Source organism: Paenibacillus sp. KS1 (assembly GCF_001680695.1).
Lineage (GTDB): Bacteria > Bacillota > Bacilli > Paenibacillales > Paenibacillaceae > Paenibacillus_B > Paenibacillus_B suaedae.
Map to the genome: position 1 here is coordinate 34161 of NZ_MAIS01000027.1, position 17335 is coordinate 51495.

General features: G+C 45.9%; 17 protein-coding genes and 1 pseudogene. All 18 read right to left on the reverse strand.

The genetic code is table 11. The features are described from left to right. Window position 1: 1 nt before the first annotated feature. The 18 genes and pseudogenes from BBG47_RS11300 to BBG47_RS11380 all read right to left on the reverse strand — a co-directional run bounded on the left by BBG47_RS11300 (window position 2) and on the right by BBG47_RS11380 (window position 17186). A complete protein-coding gene (locus tag BBG47_RS11300) occupies window positions 2-1045 on the reverse strand; it encodes an AraC family transcriptional regulator (protein WP_254659804.1) in 1044 nt (347 codons plus the stop codon). 65 nt (window positions 1046-1110) lie between these two features. Further along, window positions 1111-2334, reverse strand: coding sequence for a cytochrome P450 family protein (locus tag BBG47_RS11305; protein ID WP_065291796.1), 1224 nt, complete (start codon window positions 2332-2334; stop codon window positions 1111-1113). Between the two features lie 43 nt (window positions 2335-2377). Further along, entirely contained in the window at window positions 2378-3010 is a 633-nt protein-coding gene (locus BBG47_RS11310; protein ID WP_065291797.1) for a TetR/AcrR family transcriptional regulator, read from the reverse strand. 479 nt (window positions 3011-3489) lie between these two features. After that, window positions 3490-4017 (reverse strand): GNAT family N-acetyltransferase, encoded by a 528-nt coding sequence (locus tag BBG47_RS11315; protein ID WP_065291798.1) that lies wholly within the window; start codon window positions 4015-4017, stop codon window positions 3490-3492. Between the two features lie 20 nt (window positions 4018-4037). Then, the gene (locus tag BBG47_RS11320) at window positions 4038-5204 is read right to left on the reverse strand and encodes a bis-aminopropyl spermidine synthase family protein (RefSeq protein ID WP_065291799.1); all 1167 of its coding nucleotides are present in this window, start codon (window positions 5202-5204) and stop codon (window positions 4038-4040) included. Between the two features lie 409 nt (window positions 5205-5613). Then, a complete protein-coding gene (locus BBG47_RS11325; protein ID WP_065291800.1) occupies window positions 5614-7095 on the reverse strand; it encodes a protein adenylyltransferase SelO in 1482 nt (493 codons plus the stop codon). 175 nt (window positions 7096-7270) lie between these two features. Further along, complete coding sequence (locus BBG47_RS11330; protein WP_065291801.1) at window positions 7271-7801, reverse strand: hypothetical protein; 531 nt, start codon at window positions 7799-7801, stop codon at window positions 7271-7273. Window positions 7802-7869: 68 nt separating this feature from the next. Beyond that, a complete protein-coding gene (locus tag BBG47_RS11335; protein ID WP_065291802.1) occupies window positions 7870-8295 on the reverse strand; it encodes a hypothetical protein in 426 nt (141 codons plus the stop codon). Window positions 8296-8348: 53 nt separating this feature from the next. Then, window positions 8349-8846 (reverse strand): hypothetical protein, encoded by a 498-nt coding sequence (locus BBG47_RS11340; RefSeq protein WP_065291803.1) that lies wholly within the window; start codon window positions 8844-8846, stop codon window positions 8349-8351. A gap of 185 nt (window positions 8847-9031) precedes the next feature. Next, window positions 9032-12223, reverse strand: a complete 3192-nt coding sequence (locus BBG47_RS11345; protein WP_065291804.1) for a bifunctional cytochrome P450/NADPH--P450 reductase — start codon at window positions 12221-12223, stop codon at window positions 9032-9034. A 153-nt stretch (window positions 12224-12376) separates the two neighbouring features. Then, on the reverse strand, window positions 12377-12943 hold the full coding sequence (locus tag BBG47_RS11350) for a TetR/AcrR family transcriptional regulator (RefSeq protein ID WP_065291805.1): 567 nt from the start codon (window positions 12941-12943) through the stop codon (window positions 12377-12379). Window positions 12944-13016: 73 nt separating this feature from the next. After that, entirely contained in the window at window positions 13017-13628 is a 612-nt protein-coding gene (locus tag BBG47_RS11355; protein ID WP_065291806.1) for a class I SAM-dependent methyltransferase, read from the reverse strand. A 49-nt stretch (window positions 13629-13677) separates the two neighbouring features. Further along, window positions 13678-14595 carry an NAD(P)/FAD-dependent oxidoreductase gene (locus BBG47_RS11360; protein ID WP_065291807.1) on the reverse strand — a complete coding sequence of 306 codons (918 nt, stop codon included), beginning with the start codon at window positions 14593-14595 and terminating at the stop codon, window positions 13678-13680. A gap of 202 nt (window positions 14596-14797) precedes the next feature. Then, window positions 14798-15214 (reverse strand): SRPBCC family protein, encoded by a 417-nt coding sequence (locus BBG47_RS11365; protein WP_021255962.1) that lies wholly within the window; start codon window positions 15212-15214, stop codon window positions 14798-14800. Then, window positions 15211-15540, reverse strand: a complete 330-nt coding sequence (locus BBG47_RS11370) for an ArsR/SmtB family transcription factor (RefSeq protein ID WP_065291808.1) — start codon at window positions 15538-15540, stop codon at window positions 15211-15213. The genes BBG47_RS11365 and BBG47_RS11370 overlap by 4 nt, the downstream gene beginning before the upstream one ends. Before the next feature lie 84 nt (window positions 15541-15624). Further along, window positions 15625-15766: pseudogene (locus BBG47_RS30685) on the reverse strand (DoxX family protein); the annotation flags it as partial. A gap of 241 nt (window positions 15767-16007) precedes the next feature. Beyond that, on the reverse strand, window positions 16008-16601 hold the full coding sequence (locus BBG47_RS11375) for a YdeI/OmpD-associated family protein (RefSeq protein WP_065291809.1): 594 nt from the start codon (window positions 16599-16601) through the stop codon (window positions 16008-16010). 177 nt (window positions 16602-16778) lie between these two features. Next, entirely contained in the window at window positions 16779-17186 is a 408-nt protein-coding gene (locus BBG47_RS11380; protein WP_065291810.1) for an Rrf2 family transcriptional regulator, read from the reverse strand. Window positions 17187-17335 lie beyond the last annotated feature (149 nt).

The following is a 17335-nucleotide window of genomic DNA, read 5'->3' on the forward strand; positions in this document are numbered from 1 at the left end:
TCTATTCCCCCTGAGCAATTGATTTTTGGACTGGGACATAAATATCCATGACGACATTGCTCTGTCCGTGGCAGCGTTCATCATAAAATTCAAAATCGAGCTTGGATTCATCGTATACATATTCACTGTTCGGGAACCATTCCTCGAAAATGTAGGTCCAGGTTGCTTGAACGGCCGCAGCTAGCGGATCTGCATCATAAGCTGCATCGCTTCCGAAATAATCGACTGGCGGTTTTGTGAAGACGGCATAATGTGCCTCAGGAACTTCGACAGTTATCATGTCGGGAGTAACCTTGCTATAATCTTTAACGATAACGCCAAATAAATAGACAATATTCCCTTCATCTGATGCGGGGATACAGATTCCTACCTCGCCGTGCTCCGGCGGAGTTAATTGCTCATACATCTTACTTTCCAAATTGTCTCCGATATACGTATCCCAATAGGCTGCGATGTCTTTCGTATACCCGTTCGCCAGATTCGTGTAAATGCCATAGCCAGCTACTTTGAATTCGGATTTTGTTACAAAAATAGGGTGCATTCTGTCTCCCTCCAAATGAATGTATAGATTGCTTGAATGCCATGCTTTGAACTTAGTAAGATAGACGGTCGGACTGTAGCCAAATTCTTTGCGGAAGGACTTGGAAAAACCGCTTGCTGTTTCGAACCCGTAATCTAGGGCAATATCAATAATTTTACGGTTCGTGAGCAGCGATCTCCTTGCCTGAATCAATCTTTTCTTACGCACAAAATCCATCAGAGGTATACCTTGGTGGACGCTGAATACTCTGCAAAAATGATATACCGAGTATCCGATATGCTCTGCAATTTCAATGGCAGTAAACTCTCTGGTTAGATTTGTTTCGATATACTCGATACTGCGCTGAATATCGTCCTTGTAATCCAATGCAAAATCTGTCCTTTCCTCTAGCAGTGGTTCGTTGTTACCTTTATTGTATCTGTTCTGTGGGATAGATGCTGTTCCAATCTTGCTAAAGGCTTGTATGTTTGCAAAAAAAGAAATGTCCTCAAGCTTGCGTATCATTGATACGACAAAACCTGAAGACATGTGAACGTCGAATTACAGTCAAGCGAACCGTGATGAAGAGCCTAAAACAATACAGGCAAGCTCGCAAGTGAACGCATTGAGTCCTTGTTATAGGTCAGATGCTCGGGATCAATTGCCAGGCGCAGATTAGGCAGTCGTCGCAGCAGTGTGCGGAAAGCAACCTGACCTTCCAATCGGGCCAATGGGGCGCCTAAGCAGTGATGAATTCCCTTGCCAAAGGTTAAGTGCTCATTCTCTTCACGCGTAATGTTCAGAGTACCGGGATTCGCAAACTTATGCGGATCAAAGTTGGCTCCGTTCAGCGTGATCACAATCATTTCGCCCTTACGAATCGTCTGACCGTGAAGCACTATATCTTCGCCCGCAATGCGGCTGCCAAGCAAGACTGGACCAGCGAAGCGCAATAATTCCTCCACTGCGGAAGGCACCAAAGAGGAATCGTTCTGGAGCAGACGCATCTGATCTGGGTGCTGAAGCAGAGCCAGCGTGCCGTTGGCGATCAGATTGAATGTCGTTTCATGTCCGGCGGAGATAAGCAGCCATATGGTCGATAGGAGCTCATTCTCGCTTAAATGATCACCTTCGTCATAGGCCTGAACGAGACTGCTGATTACATCGTTTCCAGGATTTTTGCGTTTCTCGGTTAGAAGTAATTGAATATATTGAATAAATTCATTCAGTGTGGCAACAACCGCCTCACTTTCCTTCGGATCCAGTGAGGCTTGCCCAAGTGTACGCGTCCATTCTCGGAATTGGCTTCGCTCAGCGACGGGAATGCCAAGCATTTCCGAAATGACGGTGATAGGAAGCGGATAGGCAAAATCCGATACAAGATCCATCTTTCCCTGCTCCTGCACAGCATCCAGCAATTCATCGGCAATCTGCTGAATACGGGGATGTAGCTCCTCAATCATGTTGGGGGTGAAGGCTCTGGATACCAGCCTGCGCAGCCTGGTATGATCGGGCGGATCAACAGTGAGCATATTCGGCATGTTGATCACCCATTCCATCAAGGCATTCACGGATGCGTTCTCCTCTATGGGTTGTTCCCTTGGTGTCAGCTTGCGGATGTCCTTGATAAAGCGCGGGTCTTTCAATATTGCAACAACATCATCGTGGCGAAATGCGAGCCATGCTTCCCCCATGCCAAAAAAATTATCAAGGCGGTACAGCGGTTCCTGCTGCTCATAAAATTTCGCATAAAATGAGACGACATCGTGCATTGGTTCCGTAGAGATAAAGTCGTCACTCGTTAATCTCTTCATATTTTCGCTCCTTTTCACATTCGCCGTTTCCATAATCATTGGGTCATGCATTCGTGTCAGTCGTGTCCGATGCAATTCCATGACGGATCATGCAGCAGAAGCTTTTCATCTCATCAAGCAAGACATCAAGGCATTCTTCCTCAATGTTATCAATATCCTTGAGCTCCTCAATAAACTTCCTTTGGAAATGCTCCAGCGTAATCTTGATTAGCTCAAAAGCTTGCTTGCGCTGAACGCCTTCTCGCAGCTGAACTTTTTCAAATAATCGTTCCCACTCTTGATACCTGAGGGCAATTGCGTGCCCATACTTCAGCTCAATGTCTTCTTTCAGTTCATCAGGCATCAAATAGAAAGCCTCGTACACCAATTTGTATTCATTCGCGTGTTTACGAAAGTAATTGAGTTTTAAGCGGCTGATCGTATCTATAGCCTCAAAAAAATCCTCGTTATCGAGTATGTAGTCCGCTCGAATTTTGCTTGATAACTTTTCAATGCAATGATTCAATAAGCTGAAATAAAGCTTCTTCTTGCTGGTGAAATGATGAAATATTAAAGCCTTCGATGTGCCGGCTGCTTCAGCCAGCATCCCGGTCGAAGTGTTTTTATAACCATTGCTCGCGAATACGGATATGCAGGCCCTCAACACTTTTTCTCTTTCGTAGAGCCTTACAGGCAAAGCTTCTCCTCCTTCACTTTTTACTAACCTTTCGGTCAGTATCGATCATATGATGAAACGATCCAAATATGCCGCCCTCATCCTTTTTCATTATGAAATTAATCTCAAGACAAAAAGAGTTCAAGCCAATCCCCTCTAGGGAGACTGGCTTGAACATCTAAACATAAAATACGAATATAAAACACCCGATTACTTCGTTATTATTTTAGCAGAAATAGTATTACATGATTGTATCTCGATATCGATATAAAAGCTTAACCCGATTGATCATTTTTTAGTTCTAGATGCAGCAATGGAAAAGGTCGACCTGTTCCGTCGAGAGCTGAACGCCCTATCTGTGCGTACGAAGCCATATGTCTACTAATCGTTCATGGTATTTCGCATCATACGCGACAATTGGGTACCTCATTATCGACTCTCCCATGTATGGCTCGCTACCTGGCCTGATCATCTGCATACCGGCCAGAACGACCATTTATTCAAAAAAATTCACTTGGATACTGCACAACCCCGGAAGCGTGATCCAGAGCGTGCTCTTGCAGCTCCAATGCCATAAACACCTCGTCAGGCACTTCAAAAGGTGGTTGTATCCCCCATATTGAGGCTTTCTTGAAGCCGAACTTTGGATAATACTGAGGATGACCCAATACGATCACAGAACTGTATCCCAACTGTACAGCTAGCTGCAGTGCTTCACGGATCAGCTTCTTTCCAATTCCGAGAGCTTGGTATTCCGGTAACACGGATACGGGAGCCAAGGCGAGTGAATCTACGGTGTGCTGATCTCCACGAATTGTTATTCGAGATAACAGGATGTGACCGACGATACGATCACTGAGAACAGCGACTAAGGATAACTCCGGAATGAATGCGTCGGATTGCCGGACACGGGATACTAATTCATGTTCCTTTTGATCACTGAATTCCAATGCGTCGAATGCCTGTTTCACAACGGATTCAGTCACTTGGTAGTCTGCTTGTGTTTCTTTTCGAATGATGATGTTCATGTTTTCTCCTTCTTGATATATCATAATGTTTTCTTATTCATGAAATCAAACGTATCGTTGCCGCATGAGTCGCAGCCTCGGTGCTTGAGCTGCTCTATCGTTGCGATCTCACATTGGCTGCCAACCGGGATCTTGTTCCCACACTGTTTACATTTGTACGTACGCATCGTCTGCCTCACTTCACCTGTGTATAATGCATCCTCAAATGTCCCTGAGCAATCCGGTATGGTACGTTCGGTCGTCTTGAGAATGATCATCTGGCTTCGATTCGCGATAATTTCTGCTCCTTCGTATTCATTGAATCGCGGCAATGTTGCACTCATCGTCAGCCCCATTCTCAGGAACTCACGCTGCATCGTGAACATGTAATCAGGTGACTTGTGTGCGAAGGATAAGAAAATCGGCAAGCCTTTTCTCTTCCGCAGTGCGCTAATACCTCGAGATACGAAGAGGCTCATCCCCTGCAGCGTATACGGGGGATCTGTGAAGAAACAATCGAACTTCCCATGCAAGTTTGCCGGCAGTGGTTCTCTCAAATCGTGATAGATGCATTGAATCGGCAATCGTTTTTGCTGTGCCACATCATGAATGTAATGTAAAAATCGCTCATCCATGTCAACGACATGCACTGCTGTTTTAGAATGTCTCCCATTAGGGAATAGAGCTTGAAGCAGCAGTCCGATTGACACGCTAACCAAATCGTCGTCTCCTACACACATAATCTGTTTTCCAATTAAGAATTGCTGCCTCAAACAAAGCACTGCTCTGCGTAAGCTAGTCTCCGGTGTACATTTGGATTGATCGATTCGAGTATCGGCCTGTGGACGATGGTTCATGATTTCCCGCAAATCGGCTAATACATGATCCAGATCGGGATGAATCCCATTTTCGAGAGACATCAGCTCTTGATATAGGTTTCTTTGGATTCCACGATACCCCCATTGTTCCTCAACCCATGCTTTCCCTTTCACGGTACAGCGTGCTCCTTTATCCTGAACAATGACCCCGACCTTGATAAGTTCCCGTTTAACGGCAGCAGCAGTTGGTATCGGAATAAGAGCTTTCCGGGCCAATTCTTTGGTAGAGATTCCAGGGTTCAAATAACATTCCATCAAGAGCTGCTCGATGACAGTAATCCCTTCTTCCAAGCGTACGCCTTCATTTGCGATGTCGATAAAATTGTGCATTGCGTTAATCCTCCTTTGTGGTGGAATGACGCTCATTCATGGCACACAAAAAAGGCGCAGAATGAACAAACGTCATTCTACGCCCTTCTTGATTGATACCTAAATAAGCCCCCAAATAAAGCAAAAATCCGTGCTTCAAGAAGCACGGATGCGGGTTCAATAAATAGGCATACTTATGACCTAAGGCAAGTATGATATCCGTTGTTCTTAACTAATTCCGAGGGTACGCAAAGCCACAGCAAATAAATACTGCTAAGCAGCAACACTTCTCACTGGCATTACATATTCCTCACTATGGAATTTGATTAGTTAAGAACGACCGCCAACATCAACATCTCTCCCTAGAAAATTATGCAATCATCGTACCATCATGTGAATGCGCATGTCAAGTTACTGCTTATACTGTCTATTACGTGCCGCAATAAGTTCGGTAAGGACGGGAAGGCGTAGGCGGCAATTCGCAGTATTCTTCCTGATCAGCAGCGTATGCGAATGGATTCGCGAGAACATCCAGCAGACGCTTCATCACACTGTAATCCCCTTCTTGCGACGCTGCATCCAATGCTTCTTCAACTCGATGATTGCGCGGAATGACGGCAGGATTGCTGCTGCGCATAAGCTGAAGTGACTGTTCCTTGGATTGCGGTTGTTTGGCTAGTCTTGCTTGCCATTGCTCATGCCATTGTCCATACTCGGTGCTAGCGAATAAAGATGACTCTCTCTCGCCCGTATTGAGGGTCAATGCACGGAACGTATTGGTATAATCAGCATGATGCTTCTGCATCAGATTCAGCAGGTCGTTAATCAAGGCTTCATCTTGCTCTTCTTCATTGAAAATGCCTAACTTTGCTCTCATTCCAGCCAGCCAGTGACTATGATACAGCTCAAAGTATTCATTCAGGGCATCCTCGGCCAATTCCACGGCCTTCAACTCGTTGTCATGCAGCAGCGGCAAGATAGATTCCGCGAACCGGGCAAGGTTCCACCCGCCAATATTCGGCTGATTGCCATATGCATAGCGTCCTTCTCGATCAATGGAACTAAAGACGGTATCTGGATTGTACGCATCCATGAAGGCGCAAGGGCCATAATCAATCGTTTCACCGCTAATAGCCATATTGTCCGTATTCATGACTCCGTGAATGAATCCGACAAGCTGCCATTTAGCGATAAGCGATGCCTGACGCTTTATAACCTCTTTGAGCAGGATCAAATATCGGTTGTCACTGTTGTCTGCTGCTCCTGGGAAGTGCCTGTTCAGCGTGTAATCAGCCAAAGTATGCAAATCCTCGGCACCGCACCAATTGGATACGTATTGGAATGTCCCGACTCGTATATGACTCGCAGCGATACGAGTGAGTATCGCGCCCGGCAGCTCTGATTCACGTATGACTCCTTGACCGGTGGATACTACCGCTAAGCTGCGTGTCGTTGGAATGCCTAGACCGTACATCGCTTCGCTAATGATGTATTCTCGCAGCATCGGCCCGAGGGCAGCTCGACCATCGCCGCCTCGTGAATATGGGGTTCTGCCGGGGCCTTTAAGCTGAATGTCGAATCGTTCATCCGTAGGCGTAATATGTTCGCCAAGCAGAATTGCTCTTCCGTCCCCAAGCATATTGAAATACCCGAATTGATGTCCAGCATAAGCCTGAGCGAGCGGCAACGCCCCTTCTGGAATCGTATTGCCAGCAAGCGTTGCTACGCCATACTCGCTTCTTAATGCTTCTGCACTCAATCCTAGGGAGGCTGCGAGCGATTCATTCAAAACACGAAGTTCCGGCGCTCGTACAGGAGTTGGATTCAGCTTGGAAAAAAATGAATGTGGAAGACGGGAGTAACTGTTGTCGAAGTTCCATCCTGCGTCTAAATTAGAAGGTTTCTCGTCCATTGTATCTCCTTTTCATTCCTGCTATTTCGTATGTATCGTGCTGTTAGGGTTTGCTAACGTATATTTATTATACCTGTTCAGGTAAGCATGCGGCCAAGGTAAAGATAGATAAATCATCTAAATTACGCATTACCCTTCTCTATTCTTCTATTGACGGTGATAAGTTCTGTATAAATTAGCTTGCGAATAACTGAAGAATCTCATCAATAGTGGGAGCAAGCTGGCGATTGCCATTCTTGATTGCAGTGAAAGTAGGCACTGCCTGCTTCAATAAGTCATAGCTATAGTAATAATAACTAAAGAACGGTATTGGATCATATCCAGGCGGCTCCCCTTCCTCCCACTGTTCCTCATCCTCTTCCTCGCTCTCCGGCCATAAGTACTTTTCTTCTAGTAAGTCTTCCATCTTGTCAACCGCTTGCCCCGCCTCCATGTCTTGAAAGGCTAATGCGGAGGCAACAGCCGCGTAAGGCCTCATTTCGTTTTCCGTAATTTGTTCTGGTTGGCGAGCTCGATCCGCCAGCTTCTGCAGCAACACAAGCAGTACCCATGGCGTTACCTGCCACAATGTCCCCTGATGCTCGATTAAATTAGCCAATTCATGATATTTTCCTTCTTCAATCAGATGAGGTATATCCGTTCCCCTTCCATAGGCGGTTGTCATTCGGTGCCATGGAATGCTGTCTAATGAGGCGAGTCTATTCATTGCATAATCTCCTATCAAGTGCATGTATTTCCCTCGATATCCCCTTGGTTCACCTTCTCCACGGTGCTTCACTTCTCTTGGTTGTGCAAGTATTCTCGATATAACCATAGCGCTTCATCCAATTGATCTTCGCCTTCTAATAATACCATCACTGCATACGAGATCATGTCTACCCATTCGTCCATTTTTCGAACCTGTTCTTGGGAAAGCAGGCCATTGCTCTGCAGCATACCGTCAGGATATAAAGCCCATGCTCGGGATAGCTGGCAGATGCTCCAGAAGCACGATATCAAGATTCTGTTTACTTGCGGCTTCGCGAACTCATCGGCCAGAACTTCAATGATCTTCATCAGCTCGTGGAAATTATCTTCAATTAATTCACCGCGAAAAGGTCTCAGCATGCCCAAAAATCCATTCGACATTTTTTCGTGTTCGAAATCGTCATAATGGAAAGCATGGCATTTAAGAAGAAATAGCGCCTCGTCTTTCGTCATCTCATCTCCTCCTTTCTGAAAAAAGTTAGGTTCAATAGAAGCACTGTTACTACCTACAAAGAGTTTTCTCCCGTTATCTTACAGTTCTCGATAACCAGCCATAAATTGATCTCGTCGTAGTCTACGACGAACCCTTCTATACAGTAGCTTGGATATAAATATTGTGCAGGCGTTTGTTCTCTTAGTTTATTATAATCTGTTACGGCATAAGCATTATCGCTAAATCGAATAATTGCTCCTTGCGGATAAAACATCGCAATTTCCCCGCTTACCGGACTCCCCGGGGGATACTGCTTCTTCGTTATCTTCCATGCCGCTAGGTTAGGCTCAATCGCTTGCTGCCACTCGATTTCAAATTGTTCCTTCGTAATGATACGATCACCCGCCTCAATAACTACTTCTTGATCGCACAACACAAAATCGGGCGCAGTGGAGACCTCGCTATGTAAATTACCATGTTTGCTTATTTGTCGATAAGCTGTTCCGTTCTCGTCAATCTCAAAATAGTACATTTCGTCTTCCTCGACCCCGGCAGCTTCAATATATATCATCGATATCCCCCCTGCTAGTCTGCGATACTGGAATGTCTTCCGTACTTTCCACCTCCAATCAAGTATATAAAGCCTGTTCTTGCAACACAATCACACGAATGACCTAGTTGAACTGTCCAAATGGTAAAGGACGCCCATCTAGGGCGCCCTTGTCCTGCAACTCGTTTACAACTTGTTTTGGTTCATTAGGCTTTCCTTCCTGCCCATACATCCTTCACATATCTTCCGTCGGCCCCTAGCTGCTCCAGCCATCTATTTGCTTTCGTCTCGCTAACACCATGAACGTCTTGATACATCTGCTTAAGTGTTGCCTCCACATCTGGTGACATAGCGCTCCCGTCTCCGCACACATAGAACTGTCCCCCTTGATCAAGGAGACCGATTACTTCTTGCTGACGCTGCTTGATCAGGTGCTGGACATAGGTTTTTGGTTGACCCTCGATACGAGAGAATGCGGTGTGTACCGTAACAATCCCCTCTTGTTGATAATGCTCCAGTTCTTCTTCATAGATGTGATCCGTCGCATCTCGACAGCCGAAATAAAGATATGCGCTGCCGAGCGGAATCCCTTGCTCCTTCATGGCTTGCCGAGCTTGAAGAAATCCACGGAATGGCGCAATTCCTACCCCCGGGCCTACCATAATAATAGGTGTGCTTGGATCCTCTGGCAGCCGGAAATTGGACTGCGGTGGCTGAATAAACATCCTGATGGATTCGCCTGGTTGTCTGTCGGCAAGATAGTTAGAAGCAACTCCTCGATATTCATGTCGTCCATCCCAAGCCGGACTCTGTACGACCCCTACCGTGAGACTAATCTGATTCGGCTGTACATGTGGAGAGCTGGATATCGAATAGTATCGTATTTTTAGTGGCGGGAGCAGCCCTAGAAAGCGCTCGAATGTCATTGAGCAAGCTTCATATTTCTCTAGTAAATCTAACATTGATACGCGCTTCTCAAGGATGTTCCGTCTAAAGGCCTCTGCCTCAAGCAGCGCTTCTAATTCAATTCGATGCGGAGGACATACCGTCAATGCGGCAAGCTCGCGAATTTGCGCTCGGCTGGCAGGCTCCTGAAGTTCGACGCTCCGGCTTAGAAGATCATGTATCAACACAGGTCGATGTAACGGCAAATGGGAAGAACGGTTCTCTATTGTTCGCAACACCACGTGATCGCTTCCATTTAAGTCAAATCTGTTTATTACCCGTTCGACTAGATTATCCGAATTGATAGGGAACACACCTAAATGATCCCCTTCAAGATAAGACACTCCTTCAGGTAGTTCAATCTCGATATGACGTGTACTACGCCCGTTTCCGCCCCTTTGCAGCTCGTGATTGTCTATGACCGTTGCACAATGGACATGGTATGATTCGGCAAACGGTGATTCAACCGATATGTTTACAACCTCTACAGTTAACGAAGAAGCTGTCGATTCCTCTGTTCCATCAATTCCATCAAATTCTAATTCCAGTGAACGCATAACTGCTGGCCACAGCATAGCGCGCCACTCCTCCACTTCGGTGTCGAAGTCACCGCTGGCATCGCCATGGCCGACAGGCAGCAGTCGAGTTGCTCCTTTAGCCGCGAGTTGTTCATCCATGAACATGGGAATGCTCTGATAGGTACTAGGCCAGTTATGATCGCCGCAACCGAAGACGCAATAGCGAATTCCTGTCAATGCTTCCGGCCCCACTTCCTTCAGCCACTTCATGAAGCGTCGTGCATTGCTGGGCGGTTGACCGTTATATGATGCTGTTATGATATAGGTGATGCCTTCCTTGGGAAGACCATCTGCATAATCGTTAAGGGGTGCGACTTTACTTAGGAAGCCTAATTGATTGCCCTTCTCCGCCAGTTCGCGGGCAATGCCCTCTGCTGTGCCAAGATTGGAGCCGTATAATACGAGGAGCGGCGTATGGTGAAGGGATCGTTGTTGAAGCTCTCGGCTTAAGGCTGCTCCTTCATTAGACGGGTCACGATTTTCAATGTGAATGGCTGCGGCTCCGATTTTAGTGCGTCGCGGACGGACTTGCATGGTAAACCCTTCGGGCTTGATGGTCAGCGACTCCATAAGCTTCAATTGATAATTGGTGTGATCGATGAGTTCGAAATGTTTCAAGATTAAACCAAGCATTAGTGTCGCCTCTTGAAGAGCAAATTGCTGACCGATACAAGCGCGTTGACCGATTCCGAAAGGCTTATAAGCATCATGAGGGATTTGGCTTGGATCCTCGAATCGCTCTGGACGAAATTCGTTCGCATCAGATCCCCATACTGCAGCATCTCGGTGCAATTGAGGAAGCAGTAGGAGCAAGCGATCTCCCTTCTTCATCTCATATCGATCCGCCAGCAGCGTATCTTGCTTCACAAGCAAGTTGAACGCGGGTGCTGTCGGCCATAATCGCAGCGATTCATCGAGAATCATGCGAATGTATTTCAAATCCTTGATCTGTGTGTAGGTGGGAACGGGATCTTTCAATACACGATCTACTTCCTCATAGCCTTTTTGCAGCTTGTCGCGATTGTTCAGCAGAAAATACAGGGCGAATGACAATAATCCGCTTGTTGTCTCATGTCCGGCTACTAAGAACGTAATAATTTGATACCGAATGTTGGCGTCGTCCAGAGCTTCACCTGTGTCGGGATCCTTGCCTTGCAGCATGTAAGCTAACAAGTCATCTGCCTCATCGTGTCCGTGCGCTTTGCGTTCAGCGATAATCTTATCAACTAATGTGAACATGACATCAATGTCCTGCTGGAATTGCCGCCGGGTTTTGACCATAAGCTTATCCTGAATGCCAAGTCGCTGCGCTTGATTCAAGGATTCATCCAATGCCCGAACCATACTTGTTACAAATGGGTGGGGTTGATCACGGTAGAAGCTGTTAAAGCGGTAATTAAAGCCGCATAGCCCGATCGTATCCATCGCCAGTCTTGTCATATCCTCCGGCACCTCGATATGATCATCCGGATTTAGGCGCGACCACTTCTGGATTAACTGCATGGCGAGATCCAGCATCTTGTCAAAATAGCCCCGCATTGCTGTGCGGCTGAAGCTCGGGAGCAAAATATTATGGGCCTTCTTCCAGTTCGGCTCCTCCGTCTCAGAAGTAAATAAACCATCCCCTGCAAATGCTCGCACATTGTGTAATACGGTTTTATCTACGATTTTGCCGAAGCGAGCAGTGTCGCTAAATTCCTTGGCCAACTCGTAGCCAGAGACGACATGAAGCGTTCCAAATGGCAGCTTCATGCGGTAGATTTCACCGTATTCATCAGCAAGATTCATGAAAGACAAGATGGGGGTATTCGGATTCAGTTGAGGAATGTTGCCGAGAGGGCCGTAGGTTTTGGGTTGTGGAATCGCAATAGACATATGATATTGCCTCCTCTATATGGAATACAGATTCGTTCGTAAGAGGTAGCTCATGGATGTCAGTGTTACATTGCAGCAATAAACGATTGAAGTCAACAGTCGACAGGTAGGAATGAATATTCATTCCGTGTTGCAGAAGGGAACACAATCGAGTTAATGAGCTCGGATTGCATTCCAGCAGCATTCCTCCACTCCTACGAGGAGTTCGTGCGTTTCTTCGAGCACTTCTGCCCGGATTGTTTCGAACAATTTGACAAGCGCCCCGTAGAAGATAGAGATTAACGCATTTGGCGGCAATGGAGAGATAACGTTCTGCTGCTGGCCGTTGAATAAGAAGTGGCGAATAAAATCCATGCCTATTTCAAATGTTTTGAGGCTTTTCTCGTCCAATAATCGAGGATTCAAGTGAGAGTCAATGAACGAGAAGGCTTCCCTGTTCTCTTTCGCGAAATGGATGGTCTGAACAAAAATGTGATGAAATTGTTCGCGGACGGTTGCAGAATCAGGAAAGCCTTGTTTAACGGCACGGAAGAACTGCTCGGTGCATTCTTGAAACAAAGAATTCAGCAGCTCCTCCTTGTTCTCAAAGTAACGATAGATGGTGCCTGCGCCAACCTTGGCTCGTTCAGCGATCATCGGTACGGTAGTCGCGTCGAAACCGCGGTCAGTAAATAAATGCAATGCTGCGAGTAAAATATCGTCTCTTTTGTTCGTGGTCACTAGCTATCACCCTTTTCGCGGAATGAACGTTCATTCCCTTACATAATATCCCACCAAAAAGGGCGGTTCAAGATCAAATTGTGGCGGATCGGTGTCTAGCGATCACTTGAATCACATGAGCTAATCCGGTATGGCCCTTTCCTTCCACTCGGTTCTGTTCCCCATAATAGAAGTGCAGAACCTCAAGCTCCTTGCACCAAGCTAGCATCTCAGCGGGGTCATATAGCATGTCAATATCCGGAGGGCCGCCTGTTCCATAACGCAGCTGCGACTTCGAATATACTTCAAGCATAATGATGCCCCCTGGCTTCACGGCCTGCTTCAGCTTATTCACAATTAAGCCTTGATCACGTTGGTGAAAGTGGCCGAAAACCATAATTGCAGCATCGTATTCTTGTTTCGCTACATTATCAGTAAGGAGATTCGCCTGCTTGGTTTGCACTCGTACATTGTACTTGTGAGCCAGCTTCTCCGTTTTGTTGAGACCGTTCTCGGAGTAATCAATCGCTGTCACTTGATGTCCAGCACGAGCTAAATAGACGGCATTTCTGCCCTCCCCCTCCGCAAAAGCAATGATAGTCCGGCAATTGTCCAGTCGGTGTGCTTGTTCTCGGATAAATGCATTCGGCTCTTCCCCGTAGTAATATTCTGCTGAACCGTAACGCTCATTCCATGCAATATTCATGTGTTACTCCTCCAATAAAGGTTTGAATGACTACCAAAGTGATATCGTCCTAACTCGTCTCCCCCTGTTCGAATTCCTCCTCAGTCAATTCTCGATTAATATGCATTGCGATTCGACTGCCGTCTGCTGCAGCGAATACAACTTGGGAGGGAGAAAAGGAAGCCGCATCCCCTGCTGCGTAGACACCCGCTCTCGTAGTTCTCCCTGAATCATCTGTCTTAATCCCACAAGCAGCGGTCAATTCACAGCCCAACTGCTCAGCAAAAGGTGCACTTTGCCCAAACTTGGGAGTGACGAAGCCTCCTGATCTCGCAAGCTCTGTTCCATCAGTGAATCGGACTTGTTGGAGCATGCCATTATGTCCGATAAAAGCGGCTATCGGTTGTTCCATGACCTTTACCCTTTTGGATTGAAGCTGCATCTTCTGCTCGTGTGTAAGGGTTGAGTGCCCGTTCGTACATACGACCAAATCATTGCTCCATTGATAGAGCAACTTGGCGGTGTGAAATCCAGCAGCATGTTCAGACACGACCACAAGTGGTTGATCACGCAATTCCCAGCCATCGCAGTATACGCAGTTGAACAAGCTTTTTCCGTATAGCGGAGTGAATCCTTCTATTTCCGGGAATATCTCCTTGACCCCTGTCGCAAGTATCAATTTCTTCGCTTGAATGCACTGCCCCAATGTATCGTGTACGTGAAAGACACCATCCACTTTGGCAACTGTCGTAACTTCAACATGCATCAGACGAATGGATGGATAGCGCCCCAGCTCTTCGTGCGCGATGCGCCGGAATTCTGGAATCGTAACCCCGTCCCTCGTAATAAAACCATGAGATGCATATGTCACCGCATTTCTAGGGCGATTGTGGTCGAACAAGACAATGCTTCTTCTTGCTCTTCCTAGGACGAGAGCAGCATTCAATCCTGCGGGTCCTCCCCCAATGATGGCGCAATCGTAAATCATAATACTCATCTCCTTATTAAATAGGATATTACAGACTGATAATATCTATGATAACATATTCTTCACCGATTTATGAAGCAAGTATTACTCGCGTTATCGTAAAAAATACAGAAAGAACCCTCCTGACTTGGAGAGTTCTTCTTATAAGTGGTACCTGTGCTCATTATGCCTGATTGCTGCATTAACGTGTACTTGTTTATAACTAAGCGAATACCTTCTCAAGCTCACTGCACCACTTTGTCCAGCCATACTTAGCGCCTGCGAGTGCTTGTTCATTGGAGATTCCGGTTTGTTCGAGATGAAGGTTAACGCTTCCGTTCCCTAAGTCTTGCAGTGTCCACGTGATCGTGTGCTTCTCCCCGCTTTCCCATGTATAGGACAGCTTGTTGGGTTCGTCTACAATCAGTACTTCTCCATCAATAATTCCATTCCACCATTCGTTCGGCTGCGTGCGGAACTGAAAATGGTGTCCAACGACGGCTTTAAAATCATTTTCCATTGCCTCACCAGTGTGGATGTTGTGAACCCACTTGGCAAGCTTGCTGGAATCGGTTAATGCGGACCACAACTTCTCAATTGTAGTCTTGTATTGAAAATCCAGTGTTAATGTTACACTCATTCTTCTTCCTCCTCTAATAAATGTTGCAAGCGCAACATATTCAAACCCCAGAACTTGCTGTAGAAAGCCACCCAGTCTTGGACTTCTCTCAGTGGTACGGCATTCAGCCTAAATCGTGTCTCTCGGCCGACTTTGCGGTCATATACCAGTCCGGCTTCTTTAAGAATTGTCAAATGCTTGGATACCGCTGTACGTCCCATTTGAAATTGTGCCGTTAATTCATGAAGCGGTATCTCCTCTTTCTCTGCTAACAAACGAATGAGTCTCCGCCTAGTTGGATCTGCAATCGCGTCAAACACATCCCGCAACTGATTATTCTCACCCACAACAACCTCTCCAATATCTTACATTCTTTAGTAGAAATCTGTTGGTGATATGAGGGATCAGCTATGACTACTTCTATCACCTCCTTAGAGTTTACGGCTATTTTGACACAGTGTCCATGAGGCGATGTTCAGTGCTGCATAGGAAAGCGGGAGGATCGCATAAAAACCGTAATCACCATAATCATTAGCAAACGCATGAGAGAGCTGCACCAGTCAAGACAAAGAATAATTCAGGTGAAACATAATCAGGTTTGCAAATTTCGCTATGACTGTCTTTAAAAGAGACACCTTTTGGTGTCGGTTTGATTATAAGACACCAAAAGGTGTCCTGTCAACGATTGATTTTCATGCGTCCAATCCAACCCCTATTGTTTGTAATGCCATGCATATAAATAAAAAAACCCGCGCAATGCGCGGATCTCACATGAAGGTATGTTCTTGTCCACCTACGATTATCGTCAAATAATCTAATCTTTTAATCCCTTTCCATCAAGAATTTGCTGTGTATATTTCTCTACCCTTGATGTTCGCGTTTTGGATTGTTTGGGTTCTGAGAAATAATACAGGTATTGTCGTTGACGCCCTGGCGTTAATGCCTCGAATGCTTCTTTCAAGGCAGGGCTTTCATCGAGTTTAACTTGAAATTCTTCAGGAACTGTGTACTCTGCCGTTTGCTTAAAGTTCACTTCCAACCCCGCTTTTTCAACTTCAATGGCCTCCTTGATATAGGCCTTCAAGATGTCTTCCATCTCAACGATTTCTTGAACATTGGTGAACCGAATCTGACGTGCTGCCTGTACATTCTCTGTCTGTTGGATGAGGATCCCGTTTGGATCTTTTAACAGGGCCCCTTTATGAAACAGAAGTGCGCAGTACTCTTTAAACCCATGTATTAAAACGATGTTTTTGTTCTCATAGGTGTAGCATGGGTGCATCCACTTATAATCTTCGGTCAGCTCGCAGTCAAGAACGATATGTCTAAGCTTCTCATATTCTTCTTTCCACGTTTTCGCTTTCCGTATAAATTCATCGACCTTCGGATTCAATTGACGATTTGACATCAGGACATACCCCTCTTCACTTTACTTTCAGCGGACAGTTCAACTTCATTGAGATTTCTTCTGTCCCCCTGCATGAACACTTCATATTTATTTGTAGTTTGGAACATTCGACATTTCGAGATACACATATTAACAACAACATTAGGTACTAGACGAAATGATCTCCATTTCAGTAGATTACGAATGCGATTTCTTATGGAGTTGTTGAGCGATATCGATTAATTTCTTATTCTTCAGATGATTCTCCATCTTCTCTTCCGCTTCCTTCATCACCGCTTGAATCAGACATTCTTCGCCGTGGACGAAATTACATTCGAATAACGAGGTCGAGCCTTCGATAGCATGGATAATATCCAGAAATGTAATATCATCTCGATGACGAGTCAGGCGATATCCCCCATTGGCTCCCGAGATCGATTCAATCATGCCGGCCTTCACAAGTCTCGTTAATATTTTGGACAAGTACGTTGGGGACACGCCCTGGGATTCTGCCAACTGTTGTACGCCAACTGGCTTAACGGTAGATGCCTCAATCAGCATGAGCATAGTATGGAGCGCATAATTCGTTGCTTTTGTAAATTTCATGGACAACCCTTCTTAATCATAGATTTATGATATCGATAATATCCGCGAATGGCTAGCATGTCAATTAGGCTGCAAGGCATCGAACGATTCGGATTATACCCTAGAAGCGCTGATATTTCCTTTCTTCGTCATAAAGATCGATGTTTGTA

Excerpts from the sequence above, each read along its gene's own strand:
- BBG47_RS11300 (WP_254659804.1), bottom strand. The coding sequence starts at position 1,045 with ATGATACGCAAGCTTGAGGACATTTCTTTTTTTGCAAACATACAAGCC.
- BBG47_RS11305 (WP_065291796.1), bottom strand. The coding sequence starts at position 2,334 with ATGAAGAGATTAACGAGTGACGACTTTATCTCTACGGAACCAATGCAC.
- BBG47_RS11315 (WP_065291798.1), bottom strand. The coding sequence starts at position 4,017 with ATGAACATCATCATTCGAAAAGAAACACAAGCAGACTACCAAGTGACT.
- BBG47_RS11320 (WP_065291799.1), bottom strand. The coding sequence starts at position 5,204 with ATGCACAATTTTATCGACATCGCAAATGAAGGCGTACGCTTGGAAGAA.
- BBG47_RS11325 (WP_065291800.1), bottom strand. The coding sequence starts at position 7,095 with ATGGACGAGAAACCTTCTAATTTAGACGCAGGATGGAACTTCGACAAC.
- BBG47_RS11330 (WP_065291801.1), bottom strand. The coding sequence starts at position 7,801 with ATGAATAGACTCGCCTCATTAGACAGCATTCCATGGCACCGAATGACA.
- BBG47_RS11335 (WP_065291802.1), bottom strand. The coding sequence starts at position 8,295 with ATGACGAAAGACGAGGCGCTATTTCTTCTTAAATGCCATGCTTTCCAT.
- BBG47_RS11340 (WP_065291803.1), bottom strand. The coding sequence starts at position 8,846 with ATGATATATATTGAAGCTGCCGGGGTCGAGGAAGACGAAATGTACTAT.
- BBG47_RS11345 (WP_065291804.1), bottom strand. The coding sequence starts at position 12,223 with ATGTCTATTGCGATTCCACAACCCAAAACCTACGGCCCTCTCGGCAAC.
- BBG47_RS11355 (WP_065291806.1), bottom strand. The coding sequence starts at position 13,628 with ATGAATATTGCATGGAATGAGCGTTACGGTTCAGCAGAATATTACTAC.
- BBG47_RS11360 (WP_065291807.1), bottom strand. The coding sequence starts at position 14,595 with ATGATTTACGATTGCGCCATCATTGGGGGAGGACCCGCAGGATTGAAT.
- BBG47_RS11365 (WP_021255962.1), bottom strand. The coding sequence starts at position 15,214 with ATGAGTGTAACATTAACACTGGATTTTCAATACAAGACTACAATTGAG.
- BBG47_RS11375 (WP_065291809.1), bottom strand. The coding sequence starts at position 16,601 with ATGTCAAATCGTCAATTGAATCCGAAGGTCGATGAATTTATACGGAAA.
- BBG47_RS11380 (WP_065291810.1), bottom strand. The coding sequence starts at position 17,186 with ATGAAATTTACAAAAGCAACGAATTATGCGCTCCATACTATGCTCATG.